The organism is Bradyrhizobium sp. STM 3561 (assembly GCF_045571455.1).
Taxonomy (GTDB): Bacteria; Pseudomonadota; Alphaproteobacteria; order Rhizobiales; family Xanthobacteraceae; genus Bradyrhizobium; species Bradyrhizobium vignae.
Map to the genome: position 1 here is coordinate 7,003,723 of NZ_CP120695.1, position 12,799 is coordinate 7,016,521.

Genomic DNA, 12,799 nt, shown 5'->3' on the forward strand with positions numbered 1-12,799 from the left:
GGGCCCCGGCTCAGCAGCGCATTACTTCGCGCTGCGCTGCGTCCGGGGCACGACTACGGCTGAAACTCACCGCGGCGCGCGCTTCGCCAGAATCCGCTGCAGCGTGCGCCGGTGCATGTTCAGTCGGCGCGCCGTTTCCGAGACGTTGCGGTTGCACATCTCGTAAATGCGCTGAATGTGCTCCCAGCGGACGCGGTCGGCCGACATCGGATTGGTCGGCAGCTCGGACTTTTCCGCATTGGTCGAGAGCAGTGCGGCGACGACGTCGTCGGCATCCGCGGGCTTGGAGAGATAATCGATCGCGCCCATCTTCACCGCGGTGACGGCGGTGGCGATGTTGCCATAACCGGTCAGCACGATCGCGCGTGCGTCCGGGCGCTTCTTCTTCAACGCCGAGACCACGTCGAGGCCATTGCCGTCACCGAGCCGCAAATCCACCACCGCGAAGGCCGGGGCCGACTTGCCGATCTGCGCAAGTCCGTCGGAGACAGTGTCGCATGATGTCACGGCAAAGCCCCGTGTCTCCATGGCGCGCGACAGCCGCTCCAGGAACGGTTTGTCGTCCTCAACGATGAGCAGCGAGCGGTCGGTCTGTTCGTTCAGTTCGGCGATGGCGTTCAAGGTTGTGTCCTCTCTCCAGCGCATTGACATATGGCGTCGCAATCGCGCGGTGCCAAGGCGGCAAATCGTCGATCCGCCCCGTTGTGCGACGCAAGGTCGCGGCTATCCTATTGTTTGTTCGAGCGTCTCGATAGCCTCAAAACGCTGTCTCGGCCATGTGATCTGAACCACGGCGCCGTGTTCCGGAAAGATCCGGTTGGTAAACGAGACCTTGGCTCCGGTGCGTTCGAGCAGGGTTCGCGCGATGAACACGCCGAGGCCGAGGCCACGCCGTTCGCCGCCGCCGTCATCCTGGGTGCGCCGCCGCGACAGATAGGGCTCGCCGATCCGATTGAGGATATCGGGCGGAATGCCGGGGCCATCGTCGGAGATCACGAGCTCGATATTGTCCTTGTTCCACCAGGCGTTCACCTCGACGGTGGTGCGAGCGAAATCGACTGCGTTCTCGACGATGTTGCCGATACCGTAGAGGATTGCCGGATTGCGCGAGCCGACCGGCTCGGACGCCGCCGCCACCGCGATCCGAACCTTGATCTCGACGCCGAAATCGCGGTGTGGCGCCACCACCTCCTCGATCAGCTCCGACAGCTTCATGCGGTCGAACGGTGCTCCGGTGGAGGAGAGCTGGGTGATCTTGCTCAAGATGTCGCGGCAGCGCTGGGTCTGCTCGCGCAAGGTCTTCAGGTCGGCGGCGATGCTCGCGTCCTTCACCGTCTTCTCCAATTCGCGCGAGATCAGGAAGATGGTTGCGAGCGGCGTGCCGAGCTCGTGCGCGGCCGCGGCAGCAAGGCCATCGAGCTGGGTCAGATGCTGCTCGCGCGTCAGCACCAGCTCGGTCGCGGCCAACGCGTCGGCAAGCTTGCGCGCTTCCTCGGTCACCTGGAAGGAGTAGAGGCTGGTCACGCCGATCGCGAGCGCGATCGAGAGCCAGACGCCGACGAGATAGATCGGCGGCAGCACCAAGGGATCTTCGGAATCCCACGGCAGTGGAAAATGGAAGAAGAACAGCGCCGACGCGCAGGCAACCGCGAGCAGGCCGAGGCCGAAGGTGAAGCGGGCCGGCAGCGCGGTCGCCGAGATCAGCACGGGCGCGAGGAACAGGAACGAGAACGGGTTCTGCAGTCCGCCGGTGAAGAACAGCAGACCTGCCAGCTCCACGATGTTCAGCGCGAGGAGGCCAGCCGCCTGCATCGGCTCCAGCCGCCGCATCGGATTGGCCGCGGTCTGGAGCGCCAGATTGAGCGTCGCCGACAGCGCAATGATGCTGACACAGGGGACGATCTCGACGTTGAACTCCAGCCCCTGGGCCACGATGAAGATCGCGGCGAGCTGGCCCAGCACCGCCAGCCAACGCAGCCGCAGGATGGTGTCGAGGCGGATATGCCGCTGCGCGTGGCGGAAGTCGGAATCGGCAATTTCGGTCATATCGGCCAATGTGGCGGTGCCTTCCAAGGTCACAAACGCGCGGCTCACGGAACCTGCCGGGAATTACAAGCCTTGCGCTCTTCGCTGCAATAGCAGAAGAACGGCCAGCATGACCGAGAATGACAAGGCTTCAAGTCGGCCGACTGTCGCGGATCGCATTTCGCCCGCGGCAATCGCGGTCGATCACCTCGTCAAGGTCTACAAGCAGACCCGCGCCGTCGACGACATCTCCTTTTCGCTTGCGCGCGGCAGCATTACCGGGCTCCTCGGCGGCAACGGCGCCGGCAAGACCACGACCATCGCGATGATCATGGGTCTGGTACTGCCGACCTCCGGCCGCGTCCAGGTGCTCGGTCACAGGATGCCCGAGGACAGCGCGGCCGTGCTGGGGCGGATGAATTTCGAGAGCCCTTACGTCGACATGCCGATGCGGCTCACGGTGCGGCAGAATCTCACCGTGTTCGGCAAGCTCTATGCAGTGAAGAATCTCGCCGACCGCATCGCTGAGCTCGCCGAGGATCTCGACCTCGGCGATTTCATCGACCGCGCCAACGGCAAGCTCTCCGCCGGGCAGAAGACCCGCGTTGCGCTGGCGAAAGCGCTGATCAACCAGCCCGAGCTGCTGCTCCTGGACGAGCCGACCGCCTCGCTCGATCCTGATACCGCCGACTGGGTGCGCGCGCATCTGGAGCGGTACCGCCGGAACAAAAACGCCACCATCCTCCTGGCCTCGCACAACATGCTCGAGGTCGAGCGGCTCTGCGACCGCGTCATCATCATGAAACGCGGTCGCATCGAGGACGACGACGCACCGGAGGCGATCATGGCCCGCTACAACCGCACCACGCTGGAGGAGGTGTTTCTGGACGTCGCGCGCGGCCGGGTGAACGGCGCAAAGGAGGCGGCGAGGTGAGCTGCAATCGTAGATGGGGTAACGGGTCTCATCCGAGCTGCGCGGTGCACCCATGACCGAACTCTCCCTCCACCGCGGCATATCCGTCCATCGCATCGGCGCGATGATCCTGCGCTATTGGTACCTCCTCATGTCGTCCTGGCCGCGGCTGCTCGAGCTGTTGTACTGGCCGGCACTGCAGGTCATCACCTGGGGCTTCCTCCAGCTCTACATCGCCGAGAACGCCAATTTCTTCGCGCGCGCCGGCGGCACGCTGATCGGCGCCGTCATCCTCTGGGACATCCTGTTCCGCGGCCAGCTCGGCTTCTCCATCTCGTTCCTGGAGGAGATGTGGGCGCGCAACATCGGCAACCTCATGATGAGTCCGCTGAAGCCGATCGAGTTTCTGCTGTCGCTGATGGTCATGAGCCTGATCCGGCTCGCGATCGGGATCATCCCCATGACCCTGCTCGCGCTGGTCCTGTTTCACTTCAACGTCTATGCCCTCGGCCTGCCGCTGATCGCGTTCTTCTGCAATCTGATCTTCACGAGCTGGTCGGTCGGCATCTTCGTCTCGGGCCTGGTGCTGCGCAACGGCCTCGGCGCCGAGAGCATCGTCTGGACCCTGATGTTCGCCATCCTGCCGCTGGCCTGCGTCTATTATCCCGTCAGCGTGCTCCCTGCCTGGCTGCAATACGTCGCCTGGGCGTTGCCGCCGACCTACGCCTTCGAGGGAATGCGCGCGCTGCTGATCGAGCACGCCTTTAGGACCGATCTGATGCTGGAGGCGTTGGCCATCAATGCGGTGCTGCTGGTTGCTTCTTTTGGGGCATTCCTTGCCCTATTGCGCAGCGCCAGAAGGCACGGCTCGCTGCTCTCGAGCGGCGAATAACGTCACTTTCCCGTGGATTCAGGCTGATTTACTCGTTTCGGCTACGTAGATGTACGGAACCATGCATTGACGCAATATTGCGCATCCGGCAGTATGTTGCGATGCGAAGAGGAATATAACGATGCCCATTGGTGAGTTCGGCGGCGCGCCGCCCCTGGCTGCAGAAGGCAGTCCGGTCCTGACGACGCCGATGTACTGGATGTACGAGATGGCTCAAGCCTCTCTCAATCCGGCACGAGCGGTCACCGACGCAACCAAGTTGCTGTTTCAGAATCCCCTCAATCCCTGGGCTCGCACCGAGGTCGGCAAGTCGGTCGCCGCGGCCTGCGAATTGTTCGAGCGCACCACGCGCCGCTATGGCAAGCCGGAATGGGGTATCGACGACACCGAGGTCAACGGCATCCGCGTTCCCGTCGAAATCCGCTCGGTCTGGGAAAAGCCGTTCTGCAAGCTGCTCTACTTCGACCGCAAGTTCGCTCGCCCGCTGCGCAGCCCTCAGCCGCGCGTACTGATCGTGGCCCCGATGTCCGGCCATTACGCGACGCTTCTGCGCGGCACGGTCGAGGCCTTCCTGCCGGCGCATGAGGTCTACATCACCGACTGGGCCGATGCCCGCATGGTGCCGCTGAGCGAAGGCCGCTTCGATCTCGACGACTACATCGACTATGTCATCGAGATGCTGCACATTCTCGGCGGCAACACCCATGTGATGGCGGTGTGCCAGCCCTCCGTGCCGGTCGTCGCGGCCGTCTCGATCATGGAAGCACGGCGCGATCCGTTCGTGCCGACCTCGATGACGCTGATGGGCGGACCCATCGATACCCGCCGCAATCCGACCGCGGTGAACAACCTCGCCCAGGAGCGCGGTATCGAGTGGTTCCGCAACCACGTCATCACCAAGGTGCCGTTCCCGCATCCGGGCATGATGCGCGACGTCTATCCGGGATTCCTGCAGCTCAACGGCTTCATCAGCATGAATCTCGACCGGCACATGGATGCCCACAAGCAGCTGTTCGCGAATCTGGTGAAGGGCGACGGCGACCTCGTCGACAAGCATCGCGACTTCTATGACGAATATCTCGCGGTGATGGATCTCTCGGCCGAGTATTACCTGCAGACGGTCGACACCGTCTTCGTGAAGCACTCGCTGCCGAAGGGCGAGATGACCCATCGCGGAACCCGCGTCGATCCTTCCAAGATCAAGCGCGTCGCGTTGATGACGGTCGAAGGCGAGAACGACGACATCTCCGGTCTCGGTCAGACCGAAGCTACGCACACATTGTGTAGCGCGATTCCCGATCATCGCCGCGTTCATTACGTCCAGAAGGGCGTCGGACATTACGGCGTGTTCAACGGATCGCGTTTCAAGTCGGAGATCGTGCCGCGGATTCACGATTTCATGGTTTCGGCTTCGAATCCGAGCTCGTTGCAGGCTCTTGCGGCCGAATAACCTCCAGATTTCGGCTTTCCCGTCGAAATCTCAGCCCCTGGCGGAGCTTCCAGCGGGGGCAAGTTCCTTCCAGATTCGCGGTATTTAGGTAGCCTCGTAGGAGTGAGTCTCTACTCACCCCTTGGGGGTGTCGCATGCATCCAGCGGGGGCGAAAATTGATGGTTCCAACCCCAGTCTGTAGGGCCTCCCGGACGCCTGACCGCTGTATATTGGGCAAATGATTTGTTTTTGCGCCGAGCGCTTTCCCTGGCGGCGGTTATGGCAGAATCCGGGCGCTCTCCTGCCCCCCGGACTGTCAGACATGGCCACTCGCGCACTCCTCTATCGTCGGCCCCACGAACCGAAGACCCTCGTCATCACCCACGGATCGCAATTTTTTGCCATCCGATTGCGCCGGCACCGCCGCGCGCGCCGCTACACGCTCAGAATTCATCCGAGCGATCGCGAAGCCATCCTCACCATGCCGCCGCGCGGCACGCTCGCCGAAGCCAAGGATTTCGCGCAGCGTCACGGCGCGTGGATCGCCGCGCGCCTTGGCCGCTTGCCGAAGGCCGCACCCTTCCAGCCAGGCACGGTGATACCGCTGCGCGGCACGCCCCATCGCATCGTTCATCGCGCCGGCCAGCGCGGCACGGTGTGGACCGAGATGCGCGACAGCGGTGAGCGCATTCTCTGCGTCGCCGGCGGCCTTGAACACGTCGACCGCCGCGTCAGCGACTTCCTCAAGCGCGAGGCGCGCCGCGACTTGCAGCGCTCGGCGGAAGCCTACGCCGCCGAGCTCGGTGTCAGGGTCAAGCGGCTCTCGATCCGCGACCAGTCCAGCCGCTGGGGTTCCTGCACCTCTGCCGGCTCTCTGTCGTTCTCCTGGCGCCTGATCCTCGCGCCACCCTTCGTGCTCGACTATCTCGCCGCCCATGAGGTCGCACATCTCGTCGAGATGAACCACTCGGCGCGGTTCTGGCGCGTATGCGGCAAGGTCTGCCCGTCGATGGAGCGCGCCAAGAGGTGGCTCGACACGTACGGCAACGATCTGCACCGGTATGGGATCGAGGACTAAAGCATGATCCGGAAAAGTGCGAAGCGGTTTTCCGGAAAGATCATGCTGTTGGCATCTTGGGAGGTGTCATCGCCCGCGCAGGCCGGCGATCCAGTATCCCAGAGGCCGCAGTGATTCAAATCGAGAGGCCGCGGCGTACTGCATTCCCCGCCTTCGCGGGGAATGACAGCGGAGGGTGAGGCAACATCCAGGTCGTCTTGCTCGATTCTCGCCACACTTTGCGGCGATTGCGCCGCGTGTCCAATTAACCCCGTCGCGTCAAACGCTTCGCACGATCCGCCCGGCGTCACGCCTGATGCCGCGTTCTACTGTGCATGGGGTTGTTTTCGCAGTTTTTGTTCTGAGCTCGCCGGGACCTCAGGCAAAACCTATCGATTGCCGCCGAACAGCCGGTCCATCAGCCAGCCGTCGAGCCCGGCCGCAGCTTCCGGCCGCACATTGGCGCGCGTGGGAGGCGGCGGGCGATAGCCGCCAGCGTTCGCGAGTGGCGGTCCCGCCGGCGTGGGCGGCGACACCTGCGAGGCCGCCTGCGCGAGATTCGACAGGCCCCAGCCGCCGGGTGAGCTCGGCAAGCTCGCGACCGGCACGCCTTCGTGCGCCGCCTTCATGAAACGCGTCCAGACTTCGACCGGCAGGCCGCCGCCCGTCGCCTTCTTCGTCGGCGAGTTGTCGTCATTGCCGAGCCAGACGCCGGTGACGAGGCTCGCGGTGTAGCCGATGAACCAGGCGTCGCGGTAATCCTGGCTGGTGCCGGTCTTGCCGGCCGCCGGCCAACCCGGGATCTCCGCCTTCTTGGCGGTGCCCGATATCAGCGTCTCCCGCATCATCGTGTTCATCATGCCGACATAGCGGGGGTCGATGACCTGGTTGCGCTCGTCCGCCTGGCGCATGTAGAGCAGCCTGCCGCTGAGCGTCTTGATCCTTGTGACGACGTGCGGCGTCACCGCGAGGCCGCCATTGGCGAACGGCGCGTAGGCGCCGACCAGCTCGACCACCGAGACCTCGGAGGTGCCGAGCGCGATCGACGCATTGGGCTCGAGCTTGGAGGAGATGCCGAGCCGGTGCGCGGTGCGCACCACGTTCTTTGGCCCGACCTCGAGGCCGAGACGGATGGCGACCGTATTGAGCGACATCGCCAGCGCCTGCGTCAGCGTCACCGCGCCGAAATATTCGTGAGTGTAGTTCTCGGGTTTCCAGCCCTTGACCTCGATCGGAGCGTCCTGGCGCACGGTATCAGGCGTCAGCCCCTGTTCGAGTGCGGTGAGATACACGAACGGCTTGAACGAGGAGCCTGGCTGGCGTTTGGCGGTGACCGCGCGGTTGTACTGGCTCTCGGAATAGTTCCGCCCGCCGACCATGGCGCGGACGGCGCCGTCGGGCGTCATCGCCACCAGCGCGCCCTGGCTGACATTGAACTTCACGCTCTTGGCGGCGAGCTCGTCGATGATGGCGGCTTCCGCCACGCTCTGCAGCTTCGGATCGATCGTGGTCTCGACCTTGATGCTCTCGTCGATCTGGCCGACCAGATCGTCCAGCACTTCGCCGATCCAGTCGGCGACGTAGTTGATCGTGCCGGCGCCGACCGGCTTCACATTGTAGGAGGGATGGCCGATCGAGGCCTGCGCCTGCGCCTCGGTGATGAACTTCGCATCCGCCATCGCCGTGAGCACGACTTGCGCGCGCGCTTCGGCGCCTTCGGGGTTGCGGTTCGGCGCAAGGCGCGAGGGCGATTTGACGAGGCCGGCGAGCATCGCGGCCTCGGCGATGGTGACGCTCCTCGCCGACTTGCCGAAATATTTCTGCGCGGCAGCTTCGACGCCGTAGGCGCCGGAGCCGAAATAGACGCGGTCGAGATAGAGCTCCAGGATCTCGTCCTTGGAGTGCTTGCGCTCCAGCCAGATCGCGAGCTCGGCCTCCTGCAGCTTGCGCTGCATGGTGCGCTCCTGGGTCAGGAACAGGTTTTTGGCGAGCTGCTGCGTCAGCGTCGAACCACCCTGCGAGACGCCGCGATGGAGCACGTTGGTCACGAGGGCACGCATGATGCCGACGGGGTCGATGCCGAAATGCGAATAGAAGCGGCGGTCCTCGATGGCGATGAACGCCTTGGGCAAATACGGCGGCAAGTCCTTCAGTGCGACATTGGCGCCGGCCATCTCGCCACGCTGCGCCAGCATGCTGCCGTCGATCCCGACGATCTGGATCGTCGGCGGGCGCTTGGGAATTTCCAGCGACTGGATCGGCGGCAGATGAGCGCCGACATAGATCACGACGCCGATTATGGCGATGACGGCCCATAGGCTCAGCACTGCGCCCCAATAGACCAGGCGGCCGAGGCTGAAGCCGCCGCGTGACCTTGGGCGCCGCTTGGCGCCGCTGCGGCTGGCTGGCGGCTTGCGCTCGCGCGGCGGCTCGTCGCCGGAATCCTCGCTCTTGCGGTTGGCGGATGATTTTGCGGATTTCTTCGGCTTGTCGTCCCCGCCGGGAATGCGGTCCGCCGGGGTGAGGCGCAGATCGGCGAGCGCCGCGGGCAAGCCGAACAGCGGCTCCTTCCGCGCACCCTTCTTCTTTCCCCACGCCATACGCAATACGCCCGGTCAGCCCGCCCCGCCGAGACGCTAGCGGCCGCTGTTTAAGGCCGGGTTACCCCGGCGTTAACGCGCAATTAGGAGATGCGGCATTCGCCCGCCGCGGTTCCGGTTCCGGGGCCGCAGGGCTAGGATCGCACGCGTCAACAAAGAGGGAAACTCGCATGGGCCACATCGATCCGACCAAGGAGATCTTCGCGCAATTCCGGGAGAACGACCGCCCCGGCCCGATCCACATGCTCAATTTGGTGCGCTTGCGGAAGGAGGCGGCCTATCCTGACGGCCGCAAGGCCAGCGGCGCGGAAGCCTACGCGGCCTATGGCCGTGAGAGCGGCCCGGTGTTCGAACGTCTCGGCGGCCGCATCGTCTGGCAGGGCAAGTTCGAGCTGATGCTCATCGGCCCGCAGGAGGAACGCTGGGACCATTGCTTCATCGCCGAATATCCCAGCGTCGCCGCCTTTGTCGAGATGATCCGCGATCCCGTCTATCGCGAGGCGGTCAAGCACCGCCAGGCCGCGGTGGAGGATTCACGGCTGATCCGGCACGCGGTGCTGCCCGTGGGGAAGAATTTTGGGGAGATACCGACGTAGACGTCAGCAAGCCGCATCTCACCCCGTCATCCCGAGGCGCGAGCGGTTGGGCGAAGCCCTTCAAAAAAAATCGGCGGCCAGAAGGTCGCCGATTGCCGTTCAGAGTTTTGAACACCTACTAACCCGCCGGGCCCGCATCCTCCAGAATCGGGCCGAACAGCTCCCAGCGCTCGCCGTTGAACCTCATCATCTGAAGCTGCTTGTTGACGCGGTAGTCAGTCGGTGAAGTGTTGGCCTTGATGCCGGGCAGGGCGGTGTCGCCGGCCACGTCCTTCAGCGAGGCGGCCTGCTTCATGACGTTCTCGCGCGTCAGGTTGTCGCCGCACTGCTGCAGCACATGGGCGAGCAGCTGGGCGGTGCCGTAGCCATAGACGTTGAAGTTCGAATCCTTGTCGCCGTCCGGATAGTACTTCGCCATGAAGTCGAAATATTTCTTCATGCCGGGATCGTCCTTCCAGGTCGGGTCGAGCGGATCCTTGCCGTAGTTGACGCTGATCACGCCCTTGGCAGCGTCGAGCCCCGCCGGCTTCATCACCGCACCAACCGAGGTGGCGTTGATGTCGACGATCTGCACCGGGTGCCAGCCGAGCTCGGCGATCTTCTTGATCGCCTGCGCCGCTTGCTTCGGCGTGGTCGCGCTGAAGAACAGGTCGGCGCCGGCATCCTTGATCTTGAGGATCTGCGAATCGACGGTCGGGTCGGAGACTTCGTAGGAGGCTTCGGTCACGATCATCGTGGCGGCCTTGTCGCCGAGGCCGGCCTTGAGGCCGTTCAGATAGTCCTTGCCGAGGTCGTCATTCTGATAGAGCACGCCGATCTTGGCGTTCGGATGCTCCTTCAGAATGTACTGGCCGTAGATGCGCCCCTCGACGAAGTAGTTCGGATTGTAGCCCATGGTCCACGGGAAGTTCTTGGGATCGGTGAACTTCGAGGCACCGGTGGCCGCGAACAGCTGCGGGACCTTCTTAGCGTTGAGATATTTCTGCACGGCGGCGTTCGAGGGCGTGCCGATGATCTGGAAGGTCAAGAGAACCTCGTCGCTCTCGACGAGCTTGCGCACCTGCTCGACCGCTTTCGGCGGCGAATAGGCGTCGTCATACTGGATCAGGTTGATCTTGCGGCCGTTGATGCCGCCCTGATCGTTGATCATCTTGAAATACGCGGCCTGGGCTTTGCCGATCGTCGCATAGGCCGATGCCGGTCCCGAGAACGGCACGGTCTGGCCGACCTTGATCTCGGTGTCGCTGGCACCCGGATCATATTTTTTCTGGGCATTGGCCGCAGAGATCGACAGCGCCAGGGTCAGCGCCGTTGCCGTGGCCAAATGCAGCATTCCATTCCTCATTGGCAATTTCCTCGGTTTGTTATTGCAGATGGTCTGGCGGGCGCACTGCGCCTTCGATGCCATCGCTGAGCGCGAGTGTGGCGGAGGAGCTGTTGCGACGCAAGGCGGGGTGCGCTCGTCCTTTGTAGGGTGAGTTGAACGGGCGGATGCGCGGAGCGCATCTGCTCGGGCTAACTCACCCTACGAGATCGGTTCTCGGCCTAACCCGACGGGCCCGTGTCCTCGATGATCGGCCCGAACAGCTCCCAGCGTTCGCCGTTGAACTTCATCATCTGCATCTGCTTGTTGACGCGATAGTCGTTCGCCCCGGTGGTGATCTTGATGCCCGGCAGCGCCAGGCTCGGTACGAAGCCCTTGATGTTGGCGGCCTGCTTCATGACGTTCTCGCGCGTCAAATCGTCGCCGCATTGCTTCAAGACCTGCACCAATAGCTCCGCGACCGAATAGGCGTAGGTGTTGACGGTGTTGAGCTTGTCACCCTCCGGGAAATACTTGTCCATGAAGGCGAAGAAAGCCCTGACGCCCGGATCGTCCTTCCACTGGGGATCGCCGGGATCCTTGCCGTAGTTCGTCGAGATGATGCCCTTGGAAATGTCGAGGCCGGCCGGCTTCAGCGTCGCCGACACCGGGCTCGCGTTGATGTCGAGGATGTGCACGGGTGTCCAGCCGAGATCGGCGAGTTTCTTGATCGCCTGCGCCGCGAATTTCGGCGTCGAGGCATCATAGAACAGGTCGACGCCCATCGACCTCAGCTTGACCACCTGCGAGTCGACGGTCGGGTCGGTGACCTCGTAGGAGACCTCGCCGACGATCATGCTGGCGGCCTTGTCGCCGAGGCCGCTCTTGAGACCGGCCAGATAGTCGCGGCCCATGTCGTCGTTCTGGTAGAGCACGCCGATCTTGGCGTTGGGATGATTGGCGAGAATGTATTTTGCGTAGATGCGTCCCTCGGATACGTAGTTCGGATTATAAGCGATGGTCCATGGATAATTCTGCGGATCGTTGAAGCGCGCCGCGCCGGTCGAGGCCAGGAGCTGCGGCACCTTCTTGCCATTGAGATATTTCTGCACGGCCGCGTTCGCGGCAGTGCCGATCAGCTGGAACGTGAACAGCACCTCGTCGCCTTCGACCAGCTTGCGCACCTGCTCCACCGTCTTCGGCGGCGAATAGGCGTCGTCATACTGGATCAAATTGATCTTGCGGCCGTTGATGCCGCCCTGATCATTGATCATCTTGAAGTAAGCGGCCTGGGTCTTGCCGATATTGGCATAGACGGAATAGGGGCCGGAGAACGGCACGGTCTGGCCGATCTTGATCTCGGTGTCGCTTGCGCCGGTGTCGTATTTCTTCTGGGCGAGGGCGTGGCTGGTCGAGAGCGCGAAGGCGAGCGCCGCTGTGGCAGCTATGAAGGCTCTGCGATTGTTCATGTTGGGTTGTTCCTCCTGACGGAATTTTCGGCCGACGGTCTTTCTCCGTTGATCGCAACGGTCGCCATCGCTGCCGAAGATTGTGGAGGAAGGTTCGCCGCCGCGCAAGGATCGCGCCGCTGCGCCGTAGCGTCTCAGGCGAGAAACAGTGCAATCAGCGCGATCGCCGCCGGCAGCGCCTGAACGATCAGTATCCGCGTGCTGACGGTCGCCGCGCCATAGGCGCCGGCCACGATCACGCAGAGCAGGAAGAAAACCTTGATCTGGAACGCGAAGACCGGGTTGCCATGGAGCAGACCCCAGACCAGGCCGGCAGTGAGGAAGCCGTTATAGAGACCCTGATTGGCGGCCAGCACCTTCGTGATCGCGGCCTTGTCAGGCGTATTGCGAAACACTTTCAGGCCCAGCGGCTTGTCCCAGAGAAACATATCCAGGACCAGGAAGAAGACGTGCAGCGCCGCGACCAGCGCCACCAGGACATTGGCGATCAGGATCAAGGTGAGCTTCCCCAAAG

11 protein-coding genes are annotated in these 12,799 nt (G+C 63.4%); 5 read left to right on the top strand and 6 right to left on the bottom strand.

Annotation, left to right across the window (positions count from 1 at the left end; genetic code table 11):
- Positions 1-66 precede the first annotated feature (66 nt).
- Both P6U28_RS33225 and P6U28_RS33230 read right to left on the bottom strand, forming a co-directional pair.
- A complete protein-coding gene (locus tag P6U28_RS33225; protein WP_162500526.1) occupies positions 67-621 on the bottom strand; it encodes an ActR/PrrA/RegA family redox response regulator transcription factor in 555 nt (184 codons plus the stop codon).
- A 102-nt stretch (positions 622-723) separates the two neighbouring features.
- Positions 724-2,046 carry an ActS/PrrB/RegB family redox-sensitive histidine kinase gene (locus tag P6U28_RS33230; RefSeq protein WP_122406999.1) on the bottom strand — a complete coding sequence of 441 codons (1,323 nt, stop codon included), beginning with the start codon at positions 2,044-2,046 and terminating at the stop codon, positions 724-726.
- Between the two features lie 109 nt (positions 2,047-2,155).
- On the opposite strand from P6U28_RS33230, the gene P6U28_RS33235 reads away from it, so the two are divergent.
- From P6U28_RS33235 to P6U28_RS33250, 4 genes are all read left to right on the top strand, one after another.
- Positions 2,156-2,959 carry an ABC transporter ATP-binding protein gene (locus P6U28_RS33235; protein WP_129142305.1) on the top strand — a complete coding sequence of 268 codons (804 nt, stop codon included), beginning with the start codon at positions 2,156-2,158 and terminating at the stop codon, positions 2,957-2,959.
- Between the two features lie 52 nt (positions 2,960-3,011).
- Positions 3,012-3,830, top strand: coding sequence for an ABC transporter permease (locus P6U28_RS33240; RefSeq protein ID WP_122406244.1), 819 nt, complete (start codon positions 3,012-3,014; stop codon positions 3,828-3,830).
- Between the two features lie 121 nt (positions 3,831-3,951).
- A complete protein-coding gene (locus tag P6U28_RS33245) occupies positions 3,952-5,280 on the top strand; it encodes a polyhydroxyalkanoate depolymerase (RefSeq protein ID WP_407120532.1) in 1,329 nt (442 codons plus the stop codon).
- Between the two features lie 218 nt (positions 5,281-5,498).
- A complete protein-coding gene (locus tag P6U28_RS33250) occupies positions 5,499-6,338 on the top strand; it encodes a M48 family metallopeptidase (protein ID WP_407120533.1) in 840 nt (279 codons plus the stop codon).
- A 368-nt stretch (positions 6,339-6,706) separates the two neighbouring features.
- Here the strand turns inward: P6U28_RS33250 and P6U28_RS33255 are convergent, their stop codons facing one another.
- The gene (locus tag P6U28_RS33255) at positions 6,707-8,917 is read right to left on the bottom strand and encodes a transglycosylase domain-containing protein (RefSeq protein WP_407120534.1); all 2,211 of its coding nucleotides are present in this window, start codon (positions 8,915-8,917) and stop codon (positions 6,707-6,709) included.
- Between the two features lie 170 nt (positions 8,918-9,087).
- Here P6U28_RS33255 and P6U28_RS33260 point away from each other — a divergent pair, with 170 nt between their 5' ends.
- Positions 9,088-9,513: a DUF1330 domain-containing protein gene (locus P6U28_RS33260; protein WP_025033272.1), complete on the top strand. Its 426-nt coding sequence runs from the start codon at positions 9,088-9,090 to the stop codon at positions 9,511-9,513.
- 118 nt (positions 9,514-9,631) lie between these two features.
- Here P6U28_RS33260 and P6U28_RS33265 read toward each other — a convergent pair whose 3' ends face one another.
- The 3 genes from P6U28_RS33265 to P6U28_RS33275 form a co-directional block, all read right to left on the bottom strand.
- Entirely contained in the window at positions 9,632-10,858 is a 1,227-nt protein-coding gene (locus P6U28_RS33265) for an ABC transporter substrate-binding protein (RefSeq protein WP_407120535.1), read from the bottom strand.
- A 200-nt stretch (positions 10,859-11,058) separates the two neighbouring features.
- Complete coding sequence (locus P6U28_RS33270) at positions 11,059-12,285, bottom strand: ABC transporter substrate-binding protein (RefSeq protein WP_129142299.1); 1,227 nt, start codon at positions 12,283-12,285, stop codon at positions 11,059-11,061.
- A gap of 134 nt (positions 12,286-12,419) precedes the next feature.
- Positions 12,420-12,758 carry a DUF1304 domain-containing protein gene (locus P6U28_RS33275; protein ID WP_407120536.1) on the bottom strand — a complete coding sequence of 113 codons (339 nt, stop codon included), beginning with the start codon at positions 12,756-12,758 and terminating at the stop codon, positions 12,420-12,422.
- Between the last annotated feature and the right edge of the window lie 41 nt (positions 12,759-12,799).

What these genes read in the sequence shown, in the direction of transcription:
- P6U28_RS33230 (WP_122406999.1), bottom strand. Translation starts at nt 2,046, where the DNA reads ATGACCGAAATTGCCGATTCCGACTTCCGCCACGCGCAGCGGCATATC.
- P6U28_RS33235 (WP_129142305.1), top strand. Translation starts at nt 2,156, where the DNA reads ATGACCGAGAATGACAAGGCTTCAAGTCGGCCGACTGTCGCGGATCGC.
- P6U28_RS33240 (WP_122406244.1), top strand. Translation starts at nt 3,012, where the DNA reads ATGACCGAACTCTCCCTCCACCGCGGCATATCCGTCCATCGCATCGGC.
- P6U28_RS33245 (WP_407120532.1), top strand. Translation starts at nt 3,952, where the DNA reads ATGCCCATTGGTGAGTTCGGCGGCGCGCCGCCCCTGGCTGCAGAAGGC.
- P6U28_RS33250 (WP_407120533.1), top strand. Translation starts at nt 5,499, where the DNA reads ATGATTTGTTTTTGCGCCGAGCGCTTTCCCTGGCGGCGGTTATGGCAG.
- P6U28_RS33255 (WP_407120534.1), bottom strand. Translation starts at nt 8,917, where the DNA reads ATGGCGTGGGGAAAGAAGAAGGGTGCGCGGAAGGAGCCGCTGTTCGGC.
- P6U28_RS33260 (WP_025033272.1), top strand. Translation starts at nt 9,088, where the DNA reads ATGGGCCACATCGATCCGACCAAGGAGATCTTCGCGCAATTCCGGGAG.
- P6U28_RS33265 (WP_407120535.1), bottom strand. Translation starts at nt 10,858, where the DNA reads ATGAGGAATGGAATGCTGCATTTGGCCACGGCAACGGCGCTGACCCTG.
- P6U28_RS33270 (WP_129142299.1), bottom strand. Translation starts at nt 12,285, where the DNA reads ATGAACAATCGCAGAGCCTTCATAGCTGCCACAGCGGCGCTCGCCTTC.